The sequence below is a fragment of the Nocardia aurantiaca genome (assembly GCF_009708175.1).
In the GTDB taxonomy this organism is placed as follows: Bacteria; Actinomycetota; Actinomycetes; order Mycobacteriales; family Mycobacteriaceae; genus Nocardia; species Nocardia aurantiaca.
In genome coordinates, this window is sequence record NZ_WMBB01000002.1 from 427666 (window position 1) to 451650 (window position 23985).

Annotated in this window: 22 protein-coding genes; 14 read left to right on the forward strand and 8 right to left on the reverse strand. The window is 68.1% G+C overall.

Annotated features, from left to right (window positions below):
• Positions 1-31: 31 nt before the first annotated feature.
• Both GLP40_RS05225 and GLP40_RS05230 read right to left on the reverse strand, forming a co-directional pair.
• Positions 32-1021 (reverse strand): LLM class F420-dependent oxidoreductase, encoded by a 990-nt coding sequence (locus tag GLP40_RS05225; RefSeq protein WP_154786646.1) that lies wholly within the window; start codon positions 1019-1021, stop codon positions 32-34.
• Positions 1022-1055: 34 nt separating this feature from the next.
• Positions 1056-1964: a LysR family transcriptional regulator gene (locus tag GLP40_RS05230; protein ID WP_328289771.1), complete on the reverse strand. Its 909-nt coding sequence runs from the start codon at positions 1962-1964 to the stop codon at positions 1056-1058.
• Between the two features lie 426 nt (positions 1965-2390).
• Between GLP40_RS05230 and GLP40_RS05235 the strand changes: the two genes are divergently transcribed.
• The 7 genes from GLP40_RS05235 to GLP40_RS05265 all read left to right on the forward strand — a co-directional run bounded on the left by GLP40_RS05235 (position 2391) and on the right by GLP40_RS05265 (position 11033).
• On the forward strand, positions 2391-3362 hold the full coding sequence (locus tag GLP40_RS05235) for an EamA family transporter (RefSeq protein WP_154786647.1): 972 nt from the start codon (positions 2391-2393) through the stop codon (positions 3360-3362).
• Positions 3363-3488: 126 nt separating this feature from the next.
• A complete protein-coding gene (locus GLP40_RS05240) occupies positions 3489-5255 on the forward strand; it encodes a hydroxysqualene dehydroxylase (protein ID WP_230329244.1) in 1767 nt (588 codons plus the stop codon).
• 66 nt (positions 5256-5321) lie between these two features.
• Positions 5322-5945 carry a pyridoxamine 5'-phosphate oxidase family protein gene (locus GLP40_RS05245; RefSeq protein WP_154786648.1) on the forward strand — a complete coding sequence of 208 codons (624 nt, stop codon included), beginning with the start codon at positions 5322-5324 and terminating at the stop codon, positions 5943-5945.
• A 324-nt stretch (positions 5946-6269) separates the two neighbouring features.
• On the forward strand, positions 6270-7496 hold the full coding sequence (locus GLP40_RS05250; protein ID WP_154786867.1) for a Mur ligase family protein: 1227 nt from the start codon (positions 6270-6272) through the stop codon (positions 7494-7496).
• The gene (locus tag GLP40_RS05255; protein ID WP_154786649.1) at positions 7493-8203 is read left to right on the forward strand and encodes a type 1 glutamine amidotransferase; all 711 of its coding nucleotides are present in this window, start codon (positions 7493-7495) and stop codon (positions 8201-8203) included. Before GLP40_RS05250 ends, GLP40_RS05255 begins: the two co-directional genes overlap by 4 nt.
• Before the next feature lie 164 nt (positions 8204-8367).
• Positions 8368-9996 carry a GMC oxidoreductase gene (locus tag GLP40_RS05260; RefSeq protein ID WP_154786650.1) on the forward strand — a complete coding sequence of 543 codons (1629 nt, stop codon included), beginning with the start codon at positions 8368-8370 and terminating at the stop codon, positions 9994-9996.
• Positions 9997-10238: 242 nt separating this feature from the next.
• Positions 10239-11033 carry an ion transporter gene (locus GLP40_RS05265; RefSeq protein ID WP_328289713.1) on the forward strand — a complete coding sequence of 265 codons (795 nt, stop codon included), beginning with the start codon at positions 10239-10241 and terminating at the stop codon, positions 11031-11033.
• Between the two features lie 11 nt (positions 11034-11044).
• Here GLP40_RS05265 and GLP40_RS05270 read toward each other — a convergent pair whose 3' ends face one another.
• The 3 genes from GLP40_RS05270 to GLP40_RS05280 all read right to left on the reverse strand — a co-directional run bounded on the left by GLP40_RS05270 (position 11045) and on the right by GLP40_RS05280 (position 13286).
• Positions 11045-12253, reverse strand: a complete 1209-nt coding sequence (locus GLP40_RS05270; protein ID WP_154786651.1) for a low temperature requirement protein A — start codon at positions 12251-12253, stop codon at positions 11045-11047.
• Between the two features lie 65 nt (positions 12254-12318).
• A complete protein-coding gene (locus GLP40_RS05275; RefSeq protein WP_154786652.1) occupies positions 12319-12909 on the reverse strand; it encodes an SRPBCC family protein in 591 nt (196 codons plus the stop codon).
• A 194-nt stretch (positions 12910-13103) separates the two neighbouring features.
• Complete coding sequence (locus GLP40_RS05280) at positions 13104-13286, reverse strand: DUF1918 domain-containing protein (protein WP_154786653.1); 183 nt, start codon at positions 13284-13286, stop codon at positions 13104-13106.
• Between the two features lie 300 nt (positions 13287-13586).
• Here GLP40_RS05280 and GLP40_RS05285 point away from each other — a divergent pair, with 300 nt between their 5' ends.
• Entirely contained in the window at positions 13587-14162 is a 576-nt protein-coding gene (locus GLP40_RS05285) for a dihydrofolate reductase family protein (protein ID WP_328289772.1), read from the forward strand.
• Here GLP40_RS05285 and GLP40_RS05290 read toward each other — a convergent pair whose 3' ends face one another.
• Positions 14163-14576, reverse strand: coding sequence for a secondary thiamine-phosphate synthase enzyme YjbQ (locus GLP40_RS05290; protein ID WP_154786655.1), 414 nt, complete (start codon positions 14574-14576; stop codon positions 14163-14165).
• 192 nt (positions 14577-14768) lie between these two features.
• Between GLP40_RS05290 and GLP40_RS05295 the strand changes: the two genes are divergently transcribed.
• The 3 genes from GLP40_RS05295 to GLP40_RS05305 all read left to right on the forward strand — a co-directional run bounded on the left by GLP40_RS05295 (position 14769) and on the right by GLP40_RS05305 (position 19055).
• Positions 14769-16034 carry an aspartate kinase gene (locus GLP40_RS05295; protein WP_328289714.1) on the forward strand — a complete coding sequence of 422 codons (1266 nt, stop codon included), beginning with the start codon at positions 14769-14771 and terminating at the stop codon, positions 16032-16034.
• A 4-nt stretch (positions 16035-16038) separates the two neighbouring features.
• Entirely contained in the window at positions 16039-17070 is a 1032-nt protein-coding gene (locus GLP40_RS05300) for an aspartate-semialdehyde dehydrogenase (RefSeq protein ID WP_154786656.1), read from the forward strand.
• A 749-nt stretch (positions 17071-17819) separates the two neighbouring features.
• Positions 17820-19055, forward strand: coding sequence for a helix-turn-helix domain-containing protein (locus tag GLP40_RS05305; RefSeq protein WP_328289715.1), 1236 nt, complete (start codon positions 17820-17822; stop codon positions 19053-19055).
• 17 nt (positions 19056-19072) lie between these two features.
• Here the strand turns inward: GLP40_RS05305 and GLP40_RS05310 are convergent, their stop codons facing one another.
• Positions 19073-20425 carry a serine hydrolase domain-containing protein gene (locus GLP40_RS05310; RefSeq protein ID WP_230329245.1) on the reverse strand — a complete coding sequence of 451 codons (1353 nt, stop codon included), beginning with the start codon at positions 20423-20425 and terminating at the stop codon, positions 19073-19075.
• Positions 20426-20736: 311 nt separating this feature from the next.
• On the opposite strand from GLP40_RS05310, the gene GLP40_RS05315 reads away from it, so the two are divergent.
• A complete protein-coding gene (locus GLP40_RS05315) occupies positions 20737-21381 on the forward strand; it encodes a MerR family transcriptional regulator (RefSeq protein ID WP_154786657.1) in 645 nt (214 codons plus the stop codon).
• Here GLP40_RS05315 and GLP40_RS05320 read toward each other — a convergent pair.
• The gene (locus GLP40_RS05320; protein WP_154786658.1) at positions 21302-21952 is read right to left on the reverse strand and encodes a TetR/AcrR family transcriptional regulator; all 651 of its coding nucleotides are present in this window, start codon (positions 21950-21952) and stop codon (positions 21302-21304) included. The genes GLP40_RS05315 and GLP40_RS05320 overlap by 80 nt on opposite strands.
• A 119-nt stretch (positions 21953-22071) precedes the next feature.
• Here GLP40_RS05320 and GLP40_RS05325 point away from each other — a divergent pair, with 119 nt between their 5' ends.
• A complete protein-coding gene (locus GLP40_RS05325; protein ID WP_230329246.1) occupies positions 22072-22797 on the forward strand; it encodes an SDR family oxidoreductase in 726 nt (241 codons plus the stop codon).
• Positions 22798-22818: 21 nt separating this feature from the next.
• Entirely contained in the window at positions 22819-23979 is a 1161-nt protein-coding gene (locus GLP40_RS05330; RefSeq protein ID WP_154786659.1) for a low temperature requirement protein A, read from the forward strand.
• Positions 23980-23985 lie beyond the last annotated feature (6 nt).

Consider the following 23985-nt stretch of genomic DNA (forward strand, 5'->3'; position numbering starts at 1 on the left):
GGTGAACCGCGGGGCAGTTTTCAGTGTCGGGTCAGCCGTGGACCAGGGGCGCGAGGGTGCGTCCGGCGAGCTCGACGGTGCCCGCCTCGTGGCCGTTGGTGACCAGATTGACGATCACGCCGTCGATGCCGTGGTCGAGCACGCGAGACTGGATCTGCTCGGCGACCTCGTCCGGGGTGCCGACGAACTGCCGGTCGGCAGGGGTGTTGCGCAGGTTCTCGGCGGGCAGCGCGCCCAGATCGGTGATGCCGATGCGGGCCAGTATCTCGGCCTGGGTCTTGCGGGCCCGGTCGCCGTCCTCGTCCACGATGACGAAGGCCAGGAAGCTGGTTTCGAGGGTCTGCGGGTCACGGCCGGCCTCGTCCAGACGCTGATGCAGGGCCTCGAGCTTGCGCGGGATCTCCGAGGCATTGCAGATGATGTTGAGATGGTCGGCGAAGCGGGCGGCCAGCCCGAAGGTCTTCTTCTCGCCGCCGCCACCGAGCAGGATCGGCAGGTCGTCGCGTACGCGCGGCTCGTTCATGGCGTTATCGGTGCGGTACCACTTGCCATCGAAGGTAGAGCGCTGCCCGCGCAGCATCGGGGTGATGATCTCGAGAGCCTCCTCGAGCTTCTCGAAACGCTCGGTGAAGGTGCCGAAGTCGAAGCCGTAGGCCTGGTGCTCGAGCTCGAACCAGCCGGCGCCGATGCCCAGCACGGCCCGGCCGCGGCTCACCACGTCCAGAGTGGTGACGGTCTTGGCGGTGAGCGCGGGATTGCGGTAGGTGTTGCCGGTCACCAAGGCGGACAACTGGATTCGATCGGTCGAGGCGGCCAGGCCGGACAGCGCGCTATAGGCCTCCAACATGGGCTCCTCGGGCGCGCCGAGCAGCGGCAACTGATAGAAGTGGTCCATGACGAAGGCCGCGTCGAAGCCCGCCGCCTCGGCCTCGCGCGCCTGCGCCACCACCGCCGGGAACAGGTCCCGGGGCGCGACCCCGTAGCTGAAGTTCGGCATCTGATACCCGAGTCGAATGCTCATGCGGCATACGCTATGACTTGGAGTGCACTCCAAGTCAACCGCTGATTTCCGTCCCTGTCACGCGGTACGCCGCGGCTCGGAAGGCGGCGATGACCATGGCTACGGCCGGGCGCTTCTCGGCGTGCGGGCGGGTGGCCAGATCGTAGACGCGGGCCGCGCGGACCCCGGCCAGGCGGAGCATGACCAGATCCGGGTGGCGGACCGCGTAGCGGGGCATGAGGGCGACCCCGTAGCCGGTCGCGACCAGGGCCTCGATCACGCTGAACTCGTTGAGCCGCTGGGCGATCCGCGGCTGCACGCCGGTCACCGTGGCGATCGAGCGCAGCACGTCGTCGACCGGGAAGCCGGTGCGCACGCTGATCCAGGTCTCGTCGGAGAGTTCCGCCGGCACCACCGCGCCCTGCTGGGCCAGCCGGTGGTGCGCGGCGACCACCACGTCGATCGGCTCCCGCATCAGCACCCGCGAGGACACCCGCGGCCCGCCGAGTGAGGGGGCGCGCTCGTCCCGGTGGGTCAACACCAGGTCGTAATCGGCCAGCAAACGCGGGACCTCGCTCGGCGGCACGTCCTCGTCGCGAGCGACCATGTCCACACCGCTGTCCGCCAGCTCGGCCAGCACATGCGGCAGGAGCAGCGCCGCCCCCGACGGAAACAACGCCACCCGCACCCGCCCGCGCGGGGAACCGCGATACTCCGCCATCGCCGTGGCCGCGCGTTCCATGGCCTCGAGCACCTCGTCGGCCCGCACCACCAGCGCCCGCCCCGCATCGGTCAGGCGCACCCGCCGACCGTCCGGCTCCAGCAGCGCCACCCCCGCCTCCCGTGCCAGCACCTTCAGCTGCTGCGACACCGCGGACGGTGTCATCGACAGCGCCTCCGCCACAGCGGCAACTGTCCCGCGATCAGCGAATTCCCGCAGGACGCGCAACCTTTCGAGCGATATGAGCGGCCCATCGGACCGGATCGCACCGGTGCCCCGGGTCTGAGCCGGGCCGGTTCCCTCGGGCCGGACCAGCCCGGGCTCCGCGCTCGCGGTCGAGCCGGGCCGGTCGGCTTCGGTCCGTCGGGCTGATCCCGCCCGCCTCGTCCGTGCGGGCGCGGCCCGCCCGGCGCCGGCCGTCCGGGGCGCGGCGACGCTCCCGGGCGCAGTTGGTGTGGGTTCGGCCGGTCGGGTGTCGCCCATGCCCACCGCGGGGATCGCGACGTCGGTCATCGCCGGTGTCGCGGCTTGCGGTGTGAGTTCGGGCGGGGTGTCGCGGGGGATGCGGCGCGGGGAGGGGTCCGGCTGTGCCATAGTTAAGTTGTACTGCATTGTTATTGCAGAATTATTCGATTGTGCTTACTGATTAGCGTCAGCAAGATTTCCGCCATGACCACTCGCGATCGACTGCTCGGACTCACCGTCGTGGTGCTGTGGGGGCTGAACTTCTTGGCGATTCACGTCGGCCTCGAGCACTTCCCGCCGTTCTTCTTCGCGGGCCTGCGGTTCGCCGTGATCGCGATTCCGGTGCTGTTGTTCGTGCCGCGGCCGCGGGTCCCGTGGCGGTGGCTGCTGCTGTACGGGGTCGGCTTCGGGATTCTGCAGTTCGCCTTCCTGTTCACGGCCATGCGGACGGGGATGCCGACCGGGCTGTCCTCGCTGGTATTGCAGTCGTCCGCGCCGTTCACGGTGCTGCTGGGCGCGGTGTTCCTGCGGGAGCGGCTGCGTGGCGTCCAGCTGGCGGGTATCGCGGTGGCCATGGCGGGGATGGCGGTGATCGGCTGGGACCGGTCGCACCACGCCGCACTGCTGCCGCTGCTGCTGACCCTGCTGGGCGGATTGGGCTGGGCCTTCGGCAATATCGGCTCCCGGCTGGCCGCGGCGGCCTCCGCGGCGGTGAACCCGCTGCATCTCACCCTATGGATGGCGGTGGTGCCGCCGATCCCCATGTTCACCCTGTCCGCGCTCACCGAAGGGCCCACCACGGGCTGGAACGCTGTGATCGCGTCCTTCTCGGCGACCGGTCGGCCCGCCATCGCGGCCCTGGTCTACATCGTCGCGCTGGGTACCATCGCGGGCTCGGGCCTGTGGACCTATCTGATGAGCCGCTATCCGGCGGGCACGGTGGCTCCGTTGTCCCTGGCTGTGCCGGTGGTGGGAATCGCCGCCTCGTGGACGTTCCTGCACGAGACTCCGTCCGTGTTGTGCCTGTTCGGGGCCGTGATCGTGATCGTCGGCGCGTTCACCGCCACCTCGGCGGGCCGTCGGGCCCCGGCGGTCGAACTCGACACGCCCGGGCCGCTGCAACCCGCCGAAACGACACGCCGAGCCGAACTGAACCCGAAGCTCGCGGAGGTCTAGCTGAGCAGTCTGATTTGTTGTAGTTTGCCCATTTTCCGGGGCTTCAGAATGACAATTTTGACCCCAACCGACCATCTGTCTGCGACAGCTCCATAGGATGCGGACCAGGCGTGGGAGGTAACGGGTATGGCAGGACAGCATGTGTCCGTCACGCGGCGCACCGTGCTGCGTGGAGCGGTTGCGGCCGGGGCGATGGTGGGAGCGGTAGCGGCGGGGGCCGCCCGTCCGACCGCCGCCCGGGCCGACACCGGACGTCGCGTAGCGGTGCTGGGCGGCGGAGTCGCGGGTCTGACCGCGGCGCACGAACTGGCCGAGCGCGGCTTCGAGGTGACCGTCTACGAGCGGCGGGCCCTGGGCGGCAAGGCGCGCAGCATCGCGGTGCCGGGCAGCGGCAAGGACGGGCGGCCGGAGCTGTGGGGTGAACACGGATTCCGGTTCTTCCCCGGCTTCTACCGCCACATCCCCGACACCATGCGGCGAATCCCGTTCGCGGGCAATGCCAATGGCGTGTGGGACAATCTGATCGCGGCCCCCGAGGCGCGGTTCTCGCGCAAGGACGCCGACGACATCGTCATTCCGATGGGCAGGTTCGGCAAGATCTGGTCCAGCCCGGACGAATTCCGGGAGACCGTCGGGTCGGCCATCACGACCTCCACCAGCATGGGCACCTCGGACGCGCTGTACTTCGCGAACCGGCTGCTGGTCTTCAACACCAGCTGCGACGCCCGGCGTTTCGGGCAGTGGGACAACGTGCCCTGGCGTGATTACGTGGGCGCGGGCAGGCGCTCCAACGAATTCCGCACGCTGCTCTCGCGCACGCTGACCACGCTGCTGGTGGCCGCGAAGGAGGACAAGGCCAGTACCCTCACCATCGGCACCATGGGCGAGCAGTTCCTGGGCAATCCGCTCGAGGTCGGCAATGACGGCGCGCTGGACCGACTATTGAACGGGGCCACCACCGAGGCCTGGATCGATCCGTGGGTGAAGCGGCTCGAGGATCTCGGCGTCACCTTCGTCAACGCCGAGGTCAGAGGGCTGGAGCTGGACGGGGCGCGGATTTCCGGTGCCCGGGTGGTGGATTCGGCGGGAGCGGCCCAGACGGTCATCGCCGACCATTTCGTGAGCGCGCTGCCCGTGGAGGTGGCCCGCACACTGTGGACGCCCGAAATCCTCTCGCTGCGACCGGAACTGGCGGGCATGAGCCAGTTGACGGTGGATTGGATGTCCGGCATCCAGTTCTTCCTGCGCCGCCCCACCGACATCGCGCGCGGCCACACCGCCTACGTCGACTCCCCGTGGTCGCTGACTTCCATTGCGCAGGGCCAGTTCTGGAACCGCACCCCGATCACCGGCCTGGGCGACGGCACCGTGCAGGACTGCCTGTCGGTCGATATCTCCGACTGGAACACACCCGGCATGCTCTACGGCAAGACAGCCAAGGAGTGCACCCACGATGAGATCGCACGCGAGGCGTGGGCGCAGCTGAAAGCGCATCTCAACGATCGTGCCGAACTGCTGCGCGACGACGACCTGCACTCCTGGTTCCTCGACGCCGGTGTCGCCTGGGACGCCGCGCAGCAGCGCAACACCAATGCCGATCCGCTGCTGATCAATACCGCGGGCTCCTGGGCGCTGCGCCCGGAATCGCATTCCGACGCCCTCCAGAACCTGTATCTGGCAGGCGATTACGTGCGCACCAATGTGGACCTGGCCACCATGGAGGGCGCGTCCGAGGCGGCCCGCACCGCGGTGAACAAGCTGCTGGACGTGGCGGGTTCGGATGCCCCGCGCTGCACGTTGTTCACGCTCTACCGCGCCGAGGCGCTCGAGCCGTTCCGGCAGCTGGACATCCAGCGCTACGCGGCCGGGCAGCCGAACATGTTCGACGTCTAGGCGTGCTTGCCTCACATCGGCGTAAAAGGCTGGTGTGAGGCCATTCCCCCGCGTTGAATCGGGGCCATGAGCGAGATAACGGACCCGGTCGAACTACGTGAACTGCTGGGTGAAGTCGCACCGCGGCCGAGGAACAAGGACCGCTATTCCCTGCATCAGTGGGATCGCGAGTGGATCGCCCGCTCGCCGTTCGTGGTCCTCGCCACCAGTGACGCCGACGGCAATTGCGACGCCTCGCCGAAGGGCGATCCGGCGGGCTTCGTGCGGGTGCTGGACGACAAGACGATCGCCATTCCCGAGCGGCCCGGCAATCGGCGCGCGGACGGGTACTTCAATATCCTGAGCAACCCGCACGTCGGTGTGCTCTTCCTGATCCCGGGCCGCGGCGACACCCTCCGAATCAATGGTCGCGCCCGATTGGTCCGTGACGCAGCGTATTTCGACGACATGGTGGTCAAGGGCCATCGCCCGATCCTGGCCATCGAGGTCGCCATCGATCAGATCTTCTTCCACTGCTCGAAGGCGTTCATGCGCAGCGCGCTGTGGAAACCGGAGCAGTGGCCGGAGGACACCATGCCCAGCGTCGCGCGCCTGGTGAAGGATGTGCAGCCGACGACTCCCGAGACGTTCGAACAGCTCGAGGCGTATTACACCGGCGAGGGCTATCGGACGGCGCTCTACAACGGCTGAACGCACCAGGTTCGCCGGCGCAAGCGCGGGGAGGGCGGAGCGCTCGTTCTGGACTGCGGCTCGACAGACCTCCGCATCGGAGCGAGGAGCGGACCGCTCCATAGACCTGCGCCTTCGAGGAGCGGAGGAGGAAGAACGAGATCCTTCAGCCAGCCCGGGGCCCATTGCAGGGCGCGGGTTATCCGGAAGATGCTCCACAACGGCTGAACACACCAGGTTCGCGGCGCGTCTCGTTCTGGACGGAGTGGACCGGGGAGCGTAGCGGAGGGCAAAAAAGACACAACCCCGTCATCCCAATAAACTCGCGTCGTGGCAGACATCTCGATGCGCGGACAGCTGGCGCTGCGGGCGGCGACGGCGGCGTCGTGGGCCTCGCGGCGGGCCGGGCGGGGCAACGGCTCGATGATCGGCGGGCTGATCGCACTGCGGATCGACCCCTCGATCATGACCCAGCTGGGACGCGGCAAGCGCACGGTGCTGATCACCGGCACCAATGGCAAGTCCACCACCACCCGCATGACGACGGCCGCGCTGCAGACCCTCGGCCGGGTCGCCACCCAGGCCGACGGCGCCAATATGGACGCCGGGATCGTGGCCGCGCTCACCGCGCACCGCACCGCGCCGCTGGCGGCCATCGAAGTCGACGAACTGCATCTGCCGCACGTCTCCGACGCGCTGAACCCGTCCGTCGTGGTGCTGTTGAACCTCTCCCGCGACCAGCTGGACCGGGTCGGCGAGATCAATATGATCGAGCGCCGCCTGCGTGAGGGCATGGCCCGGCATCCTGCGGCCGTGCTGATCGCCAACTGCGACGATGTGCTGGTCACCTCCATCGCCTACGACCACCCGAATGTGGTATGGGTGTCGGCTGGCAGTGGCTGGTCGGTGGACGCCACCAGCTGCCCGCGCAGTGGCGAGCCCATCGTGTGGGAGGGCGAGCACTGGTACAGCACGGGCGCCGACTTCCAGCGTCCCGCACCGCAGTGGCGGGTGGACGAGCATGCGCTGTACGGGCCGGACGGTGTGGAAATCCCGCTCTCCCTTGCCCTTCCGGGCCGCGCCAACCGCGGCAACGCCGCCCAGGCGGTGGCCGCCGCGGTCGCGCTCGGCGCGGATCCGGCCGATGCCGCGGCCGCCGCGGGCACCGTGCGCGAGATCGCGGGCCGCTACCGCACCGTCGAGGTGGACGGCCGCAGCACCCGCATGCTGCTGGCCAAGAACCCCGCCGGCTGGCAGGAGGCGCTGTCCATGATCGACCCGGCCGCAACGGGTCTGGTGATCGCGGTGAACGGCCAGGTACCCGACGGCGAGGATCTGTCCTGGCTGTGGGATGTGCGCTTCGAGCACTTCGAGGGCACCCAGGTGGTGGCCGCCGGTGAGCGGGCCACCGACCTGGCGGTGCGACTCACCTACGCCGGCGTCGAGCACACCACCGTCGCGGATCCCCTGCGCGCTATCGCCTCCTGCCCGCCCGGCCGGGTCGAGGTGCTGGCCAATTACACCGCATTCCGCGACCTGAACCGCGATCTGGAGGCGGGGACCCGCGCATGAGTGAATCGACCGTCCGCATCGGCCTGGTCCTGCCCGACGTCATGGGTACCTACGGCGACGGCGGCAATGCCGTGATCCTGCGCCAACGGCTGCGCATGCGCGGTCACGACGCCGAGATCGTCGAAATCCCGCTCACCGAGCCGGTTCCCAACTCGCTGGACGTCTACACCCTCGGCGGCGCCGAGGACTCGGCCCAGCGCCTGGCCACCCGCCATCTGCAGCGCTACCCGGGCCTGCAGGAGGCCGCCGGGCGCGGCGCGCCGGTGCTGGCCATCTGCGCGGCCATCCAGGTCCTGGGCCACTGGTACGAGACCTCCTCGGGCGAACGCGTGGACGGCGTGGGCCTTTTCGACGTCACCACCTCTCCGCAGGACAAGCGCGCCATCGGCGAGGTGGCCACCCAGCCCCTCGTTCCCGGCCTCTCGCAGCCGCTCACCGGCTTCGAAAACCACCGTGGCGGAACCAAACTCGGAGGCGACGCCAAACCCCTGGGTCGGGTCACCAAGGGCGTCGGAAACGGTGTCGGCGACGGCCTCGAGGGTGTCGTCCAGGGCTCGGTCCTCGGCACCTACATGCACGGTCCGGCCCTGGCCCGCAATCCGGAGCTCGCCGACTACCTGCTGTGCCGGGCTCTGGGCGTGGATTCCCTTCCGCCCCTGGATCTCCCGGAGGTCGACCAGCTCCGCCGCGAACGCCTGCGGGCCTGACCGCGGCGTTTACCTCTCCTCACGCGGTGCCCGCAGGGTGTGGGACGCCCGGCGGGCACGCATGTCCGGGTGATCCCGATAGTGACCTCTCACGCACCGGTTGAGGCCTCGCGTAGCTGCCGGTAATCTCGCGCGCGGCCATGCGTGATGAGGGAGGTGGCCGGTTGCGTAGGCGTGCCGTGTTGAAGGCTGCCGCAATGGCGGCTCTGCTGGCCGGCGTCGGGACGGGTGCCGCCAGTCGCGGTGCCGGACCGGCGTCGGCCAATCCATTGTGGAACGCGCTGTTCCAGGCGTGGGTCCCGGAAATCTTTGCGCCGCTGCCGGATCCGCCGGAACACAGCGAGGCCATTGTCATCGGCTCCGGGTTCGGCGCCGCGGTGACCGCGCTGCGGCTGGCCGAGGCGGGCGTGCAGAACTCCGTGCTGGAACGGGGTTCGCGCTGGCCCAACGACCCGTGGCGTGAGATCTTCACCGGCGACGACCTGCCAGACGGCCGCGGCTTCTGGCATCGCACCAGCTTCACCGGGGTGACCAGGGTGCACATGCCGTGCGCGGATTTCGGTGGCGTGCTGGACGTCACGGAGTACCCGGGCATCGACGTGTGGCGCGCGGCCGCGGTGGGCGGCGGGTCCATCGTGTTCACCGGCGCCATGGTCGCGCCGCCGAAGCACCTGTTCGACCAGGTCTTCGGGGGCGTGGTGAACTACGACGAACTGGACTCGGTCTACTATCCGCGGGTCCGGCAGATGCTGCGGCTGTCCACCATGCCGCCGGACGTGTACGGCTCCGCGCCCTTCACCCATTCGCGGGTATGGGATCAGCAGGTGCGGGCCGCGGGTTATGAACCGCAGGCCAATGATTCGATCTTCAACTGGGACATCGTCCGCGCCGAGCTGGCGGGCGCCAGCCGTCCGTCGGCGACCGCATCGCGCAGCAATCTCGGCAACTCCAACGGCGCCAAGTTCGATCTGAACCAGAACTACCTGCGCTACGCCGAGGGCACCGGCAAGTCGGCCATCTACCCGGGCCACCGGGTGGACTCCATCGGCCAGGACGGCACCGGCAAGTACGTGGTCTCGGTGACCAAGCTGGCCCCGACCGGCCAGGTGCTCGGCACCCGCACCCTCACCTGCGACCGGCTGTTCCTGGGCGCGGGCTCCGTCGGCACCTCCGAACTGCTGGTGCGCGCGCAGGCCACCGGCACGCTGCCCAACCTCAACGAGCATGTGGGCGACGGCTGGGGAACCAATGGCGATGCGGTGCTGGCCCGCAGCGTCAGCTCCCTGACCCCGACCGGGGGCGGGGTGCCCAGCGCCAGCCGCATCTTCGACGACTCGGGCCTGCCGCTGCACCTCGAGAACTGGTTCGTCCCGGGCATTCCGGTGGACACCGGCGCCATCGCCTCGCTGGGCATGGTGCTGGATCCCACCCGGGCTCGCTTCGGCTACGACCGCGGCCGCAATGCCGTGGGCCTGAGCTGGCCCCGGTCCGCACAGGATCAGGTGGTGGCCGCGTGCCGCGCGGTGGACCACAGGGTGGCGCAGGCCGGCGGCTCGGTGGTGGACTACACGCCGATCGCCTATGACGCGCAGGGCTTCTTCACCGCGCACCCGCTGGGCGGGGCGGTGCTGGGTCAGGCCACCGACGGCTACGGCCGGGTGATCGGGCACCCGGGCCTGTACGTCATGGATGGTGCGGGCATACCGGGCAGCACCGCGACTGTGAACCCGTCGCTCACCATCACCGCTGTGGCAGAACGCAATATCGAGGCGATCATCCGCGACGGAAGGTAGTGCCCGCACCGCCATCCACAGTTCCCACAGGATCTGTGGATAAAGTTGCGGTGCGGAATTCTTGCGCCGGGAAAGCCGATCCGCACGGAAAGCCGCGGGCGCGGAACACCGCTCGGTCCGTAAAACACCGCCCGGCCCGTCATTCAGCACCGCTTCGCTGCTTCGCCCGTCACGCCACACCGCCTCGCCGCTCATGTGCGCCGACTACGCTGGCGGAACCGTTCGATGAGGAAGGGGACGTCGTGGCCGAGCTCGGCGCACCGGAGGCGGATGAGGAGTTCCCTCACAAGCCGCCCGCCCTGTGGACCGATTTCGTGATGCTGGCGCTCGCGGTGGTGTCCGTAGCCCTGGTCACATGGGTCACGTTCTTTCCGGTCTCGGACGACACCCACCGGCTCATCCGGATCACCGACTACAGCATCTGCGGCGTGTTCCTCGCCGAATTCCTGTGGCGCTGGCGGCGGGAGGGCTGGAGCTGGACCTTCCCCTTCATCTACTGGTACGAGGTCCTCGGCATGATCCCGGTGACCAGCCCGTTCTTCCGCGGTTTCCGCCTGCTGCGCATCGTGGTGATCACCGTCCGGGTGGGCCGGGTAGCCGACCGGGCCTTCGGCGACCGGGTCACCGCGGCCATCGTGAACCGGTCGATCGGCGCGATCGTGGAGGCCATCGAGCGCCCGATCACGGTGGCGGTGCTGGACGAGGTCGCGGAGGTGTTGCGCACCGGCCGGTACACGCGCAATATCGCGACCGCGCTGGAGGAGAACCGCTCTGAGATCGATCAGATGATCCTCGAGGTGATCCGCAACGATCCCCAGCTGGGCAGGGTTCGCTATGTCCCGTTCCACGAGGAGATGATTCGCGGTATCGCCGATGCCAGCTTCCGCGTCGTATTCCAGGTGCTGGCCGACCCGCGCACCGATGAACTGGTGGCCGATGCCCTGCGCGAGAACATCACTCAGATTCGTGAGGCCGTGCGCTCGGGGGAGCGGGTGCCGGAGGCGATCGACCACCGGTTCGCGCCGCGCGCGTCCTAGCGCCTGTCCTGTCAGTCCAGCCCGTGCCGGATCAGATCGCGCGGCTGAGCGTATCGCACCACTTCGAACACGATCAGCGCCAGCAGCACCGCGCACAGCATGCCCAGCGCGGCCAGCGCCGGCGCCATCGACGCCAGCGGCAGCAGCGCCAGCAGCACCGCCGCCGCTAGCAGCCGCGGAGCCAGCACCGTGCCGGTCGCGTAGTGCCGGAACCCGACCAGCGCGATCAGGTACGTCACCACGCCGCCGTACAGCGCGAACAACGGAATGCCGTGCAGCTGATCGCTGAGCGAATGCCCTTGCGCCCCACCGACATAGCTGAGCACCTTCTTCGAACCCAGTGCCATGGCGACGATTCCGGCGATCATCGGGAAGTGCCAGAAGGTGTAGCAGTTGCGGGCGATCTGGATGCGGCGCTCGCCCCCGGCGCGATGCATGGCGTGCTCCACCACCAGCGCGGCCACATCGAAGTAAGCCCACCACAGCAGCCCCGCTACCGCCAGGCCCAGCATCGACCCGACGGTGATGGCCCAGGAGATCGGCAGCCCGGCCACACCGACGCCGATGGATACGATGGATTCGCCCAGCGCGATGATGACGATCAGTCCGTACCGCTCGGCGAAGTGCGAGGCCGAGTAGAGCCGCCACTCGTTGCCCGCGAAGAACGTCCACCCCATATCCCACACCAGCGCCGCCAGCCACAGCACCAGTTGCGCGGTCCCGGTGGTGAGCGCGCCGACCACCAGCAATACGCTGGCCACGCTGAGTGAGCCTGCGGCCCAACGGATCACCTGTCGGCGTAGCTGGGCGTCCTCGGTGCTGGCCATCCAGAACACGGTCAGGTGGATCAGCCGCACGGCCAGATACGCGATGACGAACACCAGCGGCCCGTACCAGCCGCCCGGCAGATCGTGGAAGGACTCGGGAATGGTGAGCGCGATGATGAATGCCGCGCCCATGGCCACGAACATGGCCACCCGGGCGATGCCCTCGTCGGCCTTGACCACATTGCCGAGCCAGGAGTAACCGATCCAGCTCCACCACAGCATGGCCAGAATCAGCAGTGCGCGCAGCAGATTGACCGCGGTGGTCTCGTGCGCGGCGAAGTCGGTGACCATGGTGAAGGCGAAGACGATCACCAGGTCGAAGAACAGTTCCAGCTGCGTCACCGAGGCGTCCTCGGCGACGGGCATCATGCGGGTGCGTACGGGACCGGGCATGAGGGACATCCTGCCCAATGCGGGCCCCGAAAGGCAGCGTCAGCTGCGACTGTTCGCGATGGGCGTTACGCGGTGCCGAACCCGGGCTCGAAATTGCGGCCGTAGTCCAGGCGCTGCGCATAGCCAGGCTGCGCGTACCCGGGCTCGCCGAGACCGGGCTGCTCGTAGGCGGCAGGTTCGGCGTAGGACGCTTCCTCCACGTCGCCGAGACCTTGTAGGCCGGTGACAGATTCGACGAACGCGATGAAGTTGCTGATCATGGCGTCGCCCTCGCGGCGGGCGCTGCGCTTGAGCAGCATGCCGGGTGCGGGAATCGGCAGGTAGACCTCGGAGTGGTACCAGACCTCGGTGGCGCCGTCCTCGGTTTCGGCGAGGTCGAACCAGCCTTTGCCGCCGGCGCCGGCGCTGGACTCGGAGACTCGCCATTCGACGCGGTTCTCGGTGCAGGTGTATTCCACGACCTGCCGGTCGGGGCGGCCCATGAGATTGGCCGACACGTAAACGCGCTTGGGGCGCCCGTGCTTGTCCCGGGTGGCGACCCGGACGTCCTGATGGGAGGGGGACCAGTCGGGCATCTGCTCGATCATGAGCAACGCATCCATCACCTGTCCGGGATCGATGTCGATGACGAACCGGTGATCAGTCTTCGTGCGCATATCTACCCTTCCATTCGGGGACCGATTGTGACCAGGGTCGCTCGGAGAGTCAACTGTGCCGACCGCCGCTTCTTACCGACTGGTCGGTCTGGTAGGCCCCAATTTCCCTGCTCGGCAGGGTGATTCGTCCGTGCCGCGGTGCGGCCGGAAAATCTTGGAAGAGGTCATGCCGACAGGGCTCGAACCGGGGTTCGTCAGCCCGGTTTCACTACCGAGTCCGGACCCGGAAACACCAGGCTCGTCCGGCCGTCGGCGAAGCGCACCACGTAGGGCGGCTCCCCGTCCGTGCCGCGCACCTCGACGATTTCCGCGGTGTGATCCGGGAGTCCGACATTGCGTCCATGGATGACCAGATGGTCACCGACATTTGCATGCATGCCTTGCGATTATTCGCCCGAGGTGATGCTCGTCACAAGGTCGGGGTCGCGTGGTCGACCGTCATGCGCACCGGCGGGCCGCTTCCTCGTCGTCGAAAATGCCGGGCGGCGTGAGCCTCTCGACAATGAGGCGGTTCAGGGCCGGGTAGAGCTGCCGCCTTCGCGGGCCCGGGTCTCGATGGCCGCCTCGATCGCGGCATTTCGTCGTTCCGTATTCACCCGAATCATTGACATCACTCCATGTGTAGTACTACGTTCGTAATCACTACAGACATAGTGCAACGAATGAGGCGGTTAATCGTGCGAAACCTCGTCTACTACATGGCGGTCACCCTCGACGGCTTCATCGCGGGTCCGGAGGGTCAGTACGACTTCTATCCGCTGGCCGACGACATGACGGCCTGGATCGCCGAGCGCTACCCGGAGTCCGTCCCCACGCACATTCGCCCGCACGTCGGCCTGCCGGTCGACACCCCGAACAAGGAGTGGGACACGATCCTCATGGGCCGCGGTTCCTACGAGCCCGGTCTCGCGGCGGGGGCCGACAGCCCGTACGGCCACATGAAGCAGTACGTCTTCTCCCGAACCCTCGCCCAGGCCGACTACCCGCGGGTGGAGATCGTCGCGGGCGATCCCGTCGAGCTGGTGCGGCGATTGAAAAAGGAAGGCGGCAAGGACATCTGGCTCTGCGGCGGCGGGAACCTGGCAGGGCAGCTCATCGACGAGATCGACCGGCTGATCATCAAGAGTTACCCGGTGATCGCCGGCGCCGGCATCCCGATGTTCTCCGGCGTTTTCAGCCCCACCGGGTTCGCGGTCACCGATCGCCGGTCGTTCAGCAATGGCGCCCAGGTCACCTGGCTCGAGCGGGCCTGATCACCCGGCCAGGAACGACAGCCGCACCTGACGGTCCGGATTGTCGACATTGAGGTCGACGAAGGCCACGGATTGCCAGGTGCCCAGTGCCATCCGGCCGTTCAGCACCGGAACCGTCGCGTAGGGCGCGATCAGCGCGGGCATCACATGCGAGCGTCCGTGCCCGCGCGACCCGTGCGCGTGTCGCCACCGATCGTCGGCGGGCAGCAGGTCGCGCAGCGTCGCGAGCAGATCGTCGTCGCTGCGCGCGCCGAGCTCCATGATGGCGATCCCGGCGGTGGCGTGCGGCACGAAGACGTGCAGTAGCCCGTCGCCGCCCGCGGCCACCCGGTCCAGGAAGTCCGCGCACTGCTCGGTGAGGTCGCGCACGACCTCGGTGCGGCCGGTGGTGATATCTATCAGCTCGCTGCGCATGACCTGAATTGTCGTCGGTCGGCCGTCTCGGCGCCGTTCAACGGTGTTGTCACCGTGCGTGATCCGGCGTGTCCGAATAGCTGTCGGTTGGCTGGAATCGGGCGACAGGAGGTGGGACGAAATCTCGTGGACCTGGGCCGGTAGTCTTGTGGGTCGGTAGCAGCAGTTTGTCGATCTTGGAGGATTTCCGCCGTGGCTCTCGTCGTCCAGAAGTACGGAGGATCCTCGGTCGCCACCGCCGAGCGCATCCGGAGGGTCGCCGAGCGGATCGTCGAGACCAAGAAGCTGGGCCATGATGTGGTCGTCGTGTGCTCCGCCATGGGCGACACCACCGACGAACTGCTGGATCTGGCTCAGCAGGTCGCGCCGGCCGCCCCGGCCCGCGAGATGGACATGCTCCTCACCTCCGGTGAGCGCATCTCCAATGCCTTGGTCGCCATGGCCATTCACTCGCTGGGCGCCGAGGCCCGTTCGTTCACCGGCTCGCAGGCCGGTGTCATCACGACCGGCACGCACGGCAACGCCAAGATCATCGACGTGGCCCCGGGCCGGGTGCAGCAGGCGCTGGGTCAGGGCACCATCGTGCTGGTCGCGGGCTTCCAGGGCGTGAGCCAGGACAGCAAGGACGTGACCACGCTGGGCCGCGGTGGTTCCGACACCACCGCCGTCGCGCTGGCCGCCGCGCTCAATGCCGATGTCTGCGAGATCTACACCGATGTGGACGGCGTCTTCTCCGCCGACCCGCGCATCGTCTCCGACGCCCAGAAGCTGGACACCGTCTCCTACGAGGAAATGCTGGAGATGGCCGCCTGCGGCTCGAAAGTTCTCATGCTGCGTTGCGTCGAGTACGCGCGCCGCTACAACGTGCCCGTCCACGTGCGGTCCTCGTACACCGACAAGACGGGCACCATGATTACCGGATCGATGGAGGACATCCCCTTGGAGCAAGCAATCCTCACGGGCGTCGCGCACGACCGCAGCGAGGCCAAGGTGACCGTGGTCGGCATTCCGGACAAGCCGGGCTACGCCGCCAAGGTGTTCCGCGCGGTCGCCGATGCCGAGATCAATATCGACATGGTGCTGCAGAACATCTCCAAGGTGGAGACCGGTAAGACCGACATCACCTTCACCCTGCCCAAGCTCGAGGGCCCGCGCGCCGTCGAGCTGCTCACCAAGCAGCAGGGCGACATCGGCTTCTCCCAGGTTGTGTACGACGACCACATCGGCAAGGTGTCGCTGGTCGGTGCGGGCATGAAGTCGCACCCGGGCGTGACCGCCACCTTCTGCGAGTCGCTGGCCGAAGCCGGTATCAATATCGATCTCATCTCCACCTCCGAGATCCGGATCTCGGTGCTGGTCAAGGACACCGACCTGGACGAGGCCGTGAAGGTGCTGCACGCGGCGTTCGATCTGGGCGGCGACGAGGTCGCGGTCGTGCACGGCGGAACGGGACGGTAGAACCATGGGTGTGCGTGTGGGCGTAGTCGGCGCGACCGGTCAGGTCGGCGCCGTCATGCGAAAGCTGCTGGAGGAACGCAACTTCCCGGCCGACGAGGTGCGGTTCTTCGCATCCTCGCGCTCGGCCGGCAAGACGCTGCCCTTCCGCGGCCGCGACATCGTGGTCGAGGACACCGAGAGCGCCGACCCGAGTGGACTGGATATCGCGCTGTTCTCGGCCGGCGCCACCATGTCCCGGGTGCAGGCTCCGCGTTTCGCGGCTGCCGGTGTCACCGTCATCGACAACTCCTCGGCTTGGCGCAAGGATCCCGAGGTGCCGCTGGTCGTCTCGGAGGTGAACCCGGAGGCCACGCGCAACTTGGCCAAGGGCATCATCGCCAACCCGAACTGCACCACCATGGCCGCCATGCCGGTGCTCAAGGTGCTGCATGACGAGGCCGGGCTGCAGCGGCTGATCGTGTCCAGCTATCAGGCGGTTTCGGGCTCGGGCCTGGCGGGCGTCGAGGAGTTGGCCTCGCAGGTGCGCGCCGTCATCGGTGACGCCGAGAAGCTGGTGCACGACGGTTCCGCGGTGCGGTTCCCCGCCCCGAACAAGTACGTGGCCCCCATCGCCTTCGACGTCATCCCGCTCGCGGGTTCGCTGGTGGACGACGGCAGCGGCGAGACCGACGAGGACCAGAAGCTGCGCAACGAGTCCCGTAAGATCCTGGGCCTCCCGGAGCTGCTGGTGAGCGGCACATGTGTGCGGGTTCCGGTCTTCACCGGCCACTCGCTGTCGATCAATGCCGAGTTCGCCCAGCCGATTTCGGTGGAGCGCGCCGAGGAATTGCTGGCGAAGGCGCCCGGCGTGAAGCTCACCGACGTTCCCACCCCGCTGGCCGCCGCCGGCATCGACGAGTCGCTGGTCGGCCGCATCCGCCAGGATCCGGGTGTGCCGGACGGCCGCGGCCTGGCGCTGTTCATCTCGGGTGACAACCTGCGTAAGGGCGCCGCGCTCAACACCATTCAGATCGCCGAAGTTCTTTTGAACAACTGATCAGAACGATCCGTAACGGGCCGTGCACAACAAAGTGCACGGTCCGTTTTCGGATATTGGTCCGGTGTCAATGCGATCGCTCCCGATGTCGGTCAATCCGCCCAAAGTTCCGCGCACGGCAGTGGCGGTAGTCGGTCCGTCGGCATCCCGTCGATCGTGACTTCAATGCGATGCGGTCGCAAATGCGCTGCGAGACGTTCGGCAATTGCGCGCTCCGCGCGGTAATCCAAGATCATTCCACCGGGAAACCGCAGGCGCACACGGACTTCGCCGGTTTTCGGCGCGGCGGTCATCTGGCTGTTGCCCGGTGTGTGGGTGGTTGATCTTTCATCGAGCGCGAGTTCCGGATACCCTCGCGTTCGAGGCGCGCGGTGATGCTTTGCACCGTGGCTCCATCGTCAATGGAGGCATACTTGGTGGCCGCAACGGCGCACGCCGCGAACCACATTGACGCGCCGCCGATTCCGGCTCCGAGTAGGAAGAAGAGAAGTTCGCCGGGCATGACCACCTCTTGTCGTCCGTTTGGTTCGACGGGTCCTCTTCAAACGTTAAACACAGAAAAATTGTGGTGCAATAAGAAAAATCCATGTTCCATACTGTGCGCCGTAAGCTCGTCCGGTCTGGAATCCTTGTCGGCAGATCCCCCCTCTGGATGGAAAGGGCGGAAGGAGAAGGGCATGGTAGACATCGGCGAAACAAGCGGGCGGTGACGGCCGGGAAAGCCGATCAGGCAGAAGGAGTTTGACCCGGTGGCCGAAAGTACCCTTGGGGCACGGGTAGCGGAGTTGCGCCGGCGGCGGGGACTATCGCAGAAAGAGTTGGGAGCGGCGATTCGGCGCTCGGAAAGCTGGGTGTCGCAGGTCGAGCGAGATGTGCTGCCTGTTGAGCGACTGTCCGTTCTGCAAAGACTGGCGGACGTGCTCGGTGTGGCGGTGCGTGACCTGCGCCCGGAGGCTGCCGAACCGATGGCCGCGGACCGCGGCGACGGGCATCGGCCCGGCTCGGCGGTTTTCGAGCAGCTACGGCTGCTGCTCACCGGACATCCCGCACTGGAGCAGCTCTTCGGAGACGAGGCCGATCGCGAGTCGGCCGCGAAATTGCCGGAGCTGCGAGAGCGCGTGGACCTGGCCTGGCAGTTGGCGCACGAGTCCCGGCTGGTCGAGGTGGGCAGCACGCTGCTGGAACTGATTCCGGATCTCGAGCACGCCGCGCGCGCGAACGCCACGCGGCGGCCGGAGGTGCTGACCCTGCTCTCGCGCGCCTATCAGGTGGCCGCGACCGCGTTCACCCGCCAGGAAGAGGTCGATGCGGCGTGGGTGGCGGCCGATCGCGCGCTGTCCGCGGCCGAGGAGTCCGGTGACGCGCTCAGCGTGGTGGCCGGAACCTACCGCATGGCACAGGCATTCCTGCGCCTGCAGCGGCTGGAACAGGCCGAGCAGGCGGCGCGGGTGTCGGTGGCGGCGCTGGCCGCGCAGGTGGAGGCCGAGCAGCCGCGTCCGGAAGTGCTGTCGCTCTACGGATCTCTGCAGCTCATGCTGGCGGTGATCGCCGCGACGGATGGGAATCGCACGGCGGCCCGCGCCGGGCTGGCGGCGGCGCGCACCGCGGCCGACCAGCTTGGCGAGGGCCGCAACGATTTCGACACCGAGTTCGGACCGACCGGGGTCGCCGTGCACGCGGTGGCGGTGGCCGTCGAACTGGGTGACGCGGGCGAGGCGCTCGATACCGCGCGTACCGTCGATGCCTCGACCCTGTCTCCGGACCGGCAGGCCCGCTTCCTGGTCGACGTGGCCCGCGCGCACGCGCAGCGGCGGCAGGCGACCGAAGCCTTGGAGGCGTTGCTCCATGCCGAGCGACTAACCCCGGAACTGGTGCACACCGATCATCGAGCCCGTGCGGTGGTGCGGGATCTGCTGCAATTCGCCGGTCGCCGACCGGCCGACGAGTTACGGGAGTTGGCGGGCCGCGCCGCGGTCACCCCCTGAGCGCGGGCGGTCGCCGGTCAGCGAATACCCGGTGTGCGCGGGTCGGGTCCGACGCATGCCACCAGCAGGCAGCCCGGCGGGGCGTCGCTGAACGGCGGCGCGAGCGGAAGGTTCAGACAGGACGCCACGGTGCAGCCCGGATACGCGTCCGCACCGAGGCCGAAGACCGCCAGCGCGATATCGTTGTCGACGAAGGATCGGTAGTCGACCGATAGCGGCGCCTCCACATAAGGGCCCGGATCGGGAATCGGGTTGTCGTTCAACGCCGCCAGCAGACGGCGGAAGAACTCGTGCGACGGCTCGCCGACGTACTGGAGTTGGCCGCTGAGACCCTGCGTGGTGTGGACGCCGAAGACGCCGGTCCACACCACCATGAGATCCAGGCTGGGCACCACGAATACGTGCTGCAGGCCGAGCCCGGACATGGAATAGGTGTCGGCGGGCAGGAATTCGGGATTTTCCGCACAACCCGGGCCGGTCCAGAACAGGTATCCATAGCAGGGGTTGGCGTTCGACCCGGTGGCGGCGCGTTTCAGGTAGTCATCCGAAATTATGGTGCGCCCGTTCCATTTTCCGTGTTCGGCGACCAGCATCCCCAGCCGGGCAAGATCGGCGGGTGGGATGAACAGATGCGCATAGCCGTAGGTGTGGCCCGACCGGTCCCGTGCCCAATAGTAGTCGCCGCGCTGAATTCCGAGGGGGCCGAACAGTTCCCGCTGCGCGAATTGCTGCAGCGGCTCGCCGACGGCCAATTCGATCACATAGGACAGCAGGTCCACATTCCGCTGACTGTATTGGAAGGTGGTGCCCGGCGGATCCTCGAAGGGCACGCCAAGCGCCTGCACCGCACTGAACGGATCGATCGGGACGACGCCCGTAATGCCTTCGGTGACAGCGCCGACGCGCAGGCCGGAGGTCTCCTGGAGCAGATTCTCCACCGTGATGGCGCGATGCTCGGCATCGCCGATACCGGGCGGGAGAATGCGGTCGAGGGGTGCGTCGATATCGAGTTTCCCTTGATCCCAGGCAATTCCGGCGAGCAAGGAGACGATGCTCTTGGTGACACTCCAGACATTCCAAGGCACCGCATCGGTTTCGGTATTCGTCGGGCCGGTGCCGATCAGGCAGTTGTGCCGAAACACTTGCACGTTCAAGCGGTTTCGGGAGGCGGCGAAGTCCAGGGCGGCGGCCAGCAGACCGGAGTCGACGCCGGTGTCCTCGGGCGCGGCGCGCTGGAATTCCCGCCCGGCGGGTTCGGCGCAGCGCGGCCGATTCGGCATGGCCCCGGCGATACCGCCGCCGATGATCATGCTGCCTGCCGTCAGGACCGCCGCAATCGCGCCGGCCAACCCCCTGCGCATACGCCGCATGCGCTCAGACTAACCCGGAAAGTTGAAGCCGACGCCCAACAAGCGCCTCTCGGCGAGTGGTCGCTCGTAGCGACGAAGGGTGCGGCCCGGGGCTGTTCCGACGCCGGCAAGGGGATCAACCGGGGGCCTGCCGGATCTATTCCAGACCCGCCTCTGTGATCTGGGCAACGGTCCAGATTAGTGTCCGCGATCACCCGGCACGCGGCGTCGGCTCGGACCGCCTTCCGCAGTGCGGGGCCCTTTCGATGGATAGCTCTGCTATCTAAAATGGTTCTCGAAGCGCAAGCCGGGCGTGGGCACGAGGAGGTTCGATGCGAATCGGGGAGCTGAGCAAGGCCAGTGGCGTGTCCACCCCGACGATCAAGTTCTACCTGCGGGAAGGCCTGCTGCCCAAGGGCGAGGCGACCGGCCGTAACCAGGCGCGGTACGACGACGCGCACCTGCGCCGGCTCCGGCTCGTCCGGGCGCTCCTCGAGGTCGGCGGGCTCTCCATCGCATCGGCGCGCGATGTGATCGCGGCCCTGGATGATTCGGACCTCGGCGCGCACAAGATCCTCGGTGTCGCCCAGCACACCGCCGCCCGCAGCATCGCTTTCTGCGATGAGGAGTCGCGGACCGCCGCCGTCGCGGCGGTGCGGGCCATGCTCGACCGCCTGGGCTGGCGGGTCGGACGGGACGATCCAGCCGTGTTCGCGGCCGCCGAAGTGGTGGGCGCGATCCGGCAACTCGGCCACGGCGAACTCGTGGATCGGCTCGACGACTACGCGCGCACCCTGGAGCCGATCGCCGACCTCGATATGGCCGCGGTGACCTCGCGCGGCGATATCGACGGCATGGCCGAGGCCGTCGTGGTCGGAAACGTGCTCGGCGACGAGCTCATCGCGGCACTGCGGCATCTCGCGCAGGGCGATCGTTCGGCCGAATTGTTCGGTCGCCGCCCAGAATCGAATCGGTGAGCCGCTCGGCCAGCGCGTCGTCCAGCGGTGCGTGGCCGAGGATGAAGCGATACCAGAACACGCCGTAGAACTGGTCGACCATGAGGTCCAGGTCGGCATCGGCGGGCAATTCCCCGCGCTGCTGCCCGCGGGCCAGGACGGCGCGCACGGCCTCCCGGCGCTGGGCGGTGAAGGTCGCCAGCAATTCCGCCAGATGCGGATCGTGGGCCGCCTCGCGTACCAGGGTGCGCAGTGCGGGCGCGGTCGAACTGCTCTGCGCGCCACGGAAAGTCGCTTCGGCGATGGTGCGAAGATCGGCGCGCACCGAGCCGCTGTCGGGCGTCGGCACCTCGAGCGCCGACCGTTCGGTCAGCGCGTCCAGGAGAACCGCGCCCTTGGACGGCCACCACCGGTACACGGTCTGCTTCCCGACCCCGGCCGCCCGCGCGATGGCGTCGATGGTAACCGGCGCGCCCTCGGATTCGCCGAGCAGCCGCAGCGAGGCCTCCAGGATGGCCTGGCGGGTGGCCTCGTTGCGGCGTCGGCCGGTGTGCGGTCGCACCGGATTGGGCTGTGCCGCCGCGGCTTCCATGATCCACCTCCTGTGATGCAACTCACTCGCTTTGTCGAGACTAAACGTCTCGTCGGCAATGTTGTCGAGACTGTCAGTTCCGTAAGAATAGCCGGACAGCGACAGAGAGGGTTCCGACAATGACCACAACACCGCGCGTCGTCATCATGGGTGGCAGCTCCGGCATCGGCGAGGCCACCGCCGCGGCCTTCGCGGCAGACGGCGCCGAGGTAGTCATCACCGGCCGCGGCCGGGACAAGCTGGACGCGGCAATCGCCCGCATCGGCGGCAAGACCGCCGGCTACGCCCTGGACGCCACCAGCCAGACCGACATCGACGCCTTCTTCGCCCAGGCCGGGACCATCGACCACCTGGTCATCTCGGTGAGCGGCTCGGCCGGCAGCGGTCCCTTCGCCGAACTCGACCTGGACCAGCTGGCAGCCGGTTTCGACGGCAAGTTCTGGCCGCAGGTGCGCATCCTGAAAGCCGCGCTCCCGCACCTGGATACGCGGGGCTCTGTCACCCTGGTGACCGCCGGCTCGTCCCGATCGGCCTTTCCCGGCACCGCGGGCCTGGCCGCGATCAACGGCGCGCTCGACGCCATGGTGCCGCCGCTCGCCGTCGAACTCGCCCCGCTGCGCATCAATGCCATCTCACCGGGCGTCATCGACACCCCGTGGTGGGACCGGGTGCCCGAGGCCCAGCGCACCGCCCTGTTCGACGGCCTGGTGGCGACCACTCCGGTCGGCCGCGTCGGCCGCCCCGAGGACATCGCCCGCGCCATTCACATGCTGGCCACCAACGGGTTCATCACCGGCGTCGTGCTCGACGCCAATGGCGGCACCAGTCTCGCGACGGGTCGCTGACCGGTCAGTAGTTTGGTCGTCATGCTCGAAAGCTCCGCCGCCACACCGGAAACCACCACACCACGCCGGGCCACCTGGTTCGAATGCTTCGGGGATCTGGTGTTCGCGGCGGCGGTCGGGCAGATCACGCATCGGGTGGGCGCGCACCCCGATGCCGGATCGGTGGCCGCGGCGGCCGGACTGTTCGTGCCGCTGTGGTGGGCGTGGGTCCTGTACGCGGTGCACGCCAATCGGGCCGATCGGGATACACCCGCCCACCGCTTGCTCACCAGTTTCGGGCTGACGGGCATCGTCGGCATGGCGGTGTTCGCCGGCGCGGTCGGCCAGAGCCGGGGCGTGGACGCCGGATTCGTCCTCGCGTACCTGGTGGCGCGAGCCGGTGTCGCCCTGCTGTATGCCTGGGACTCCCAGCGCAATCCGGCACTGAAGGACGTATTCCGTTCTTTCACACTGGGTTCGGCCGTGAGTGCGGTGTGCTGGCTCGGCGGCCTCGCCTTCGACGCGCGCCCGCTGCGCTACGGCGCCTGGGCGCTCGCCATGCTCATGGAGCTGGCCCTGCCGCTGGTGGTGACCCGGCGGCTGGCCCGCGTCGAGCAGGAGACCGACCATCTGCGAGAACGCTTCGGGCTCTTTACCATTGTGATCCTGGGCGAGTCCGTGCTGGGTTTCACCAATGGTTTGGCGGTCGTGCACACCGCCGGCTGGGCGGCGGTGACCGCGGCCGCCGCCTTCGCGCTCACCGTGGGCCTGTGGTGGTCCTACTTCAATGGCAGCGGGATGCGCCCTGGGACGCACGCCGAATTGGCGCGCACCGGAAAACTCCTGCACCTCTACACCTTCGGGCACCTGCCGCTGCTGCTCGGTCTCGCCTTGACCGGGGCATCCATGGGCATCGCGGTGACCGGCGGCGGCTCGCATCCGAACGCCACCGCCGCGGACTGCATCGTCGGTGGCGTGATCGTCTACCTGGTCTCGGTAGCGCTGACCCGTGCTGCCTTCACCGGAATTCGCGAGCCCGTCGTGGTGATCCGGCTGCTCACCGCCGTGCTGGCGGCCGCGTTGCTGCCGTTCGCCACGCACATTCCGGTGGCCGGACTGCTGACCGTGCTGGCAGCGCTGGTCATCGGCTCGGTGATCGTGGAGACTCCGGCGCAGCGCCGTCGATTGGCGGGATCGGACTGAATCAGC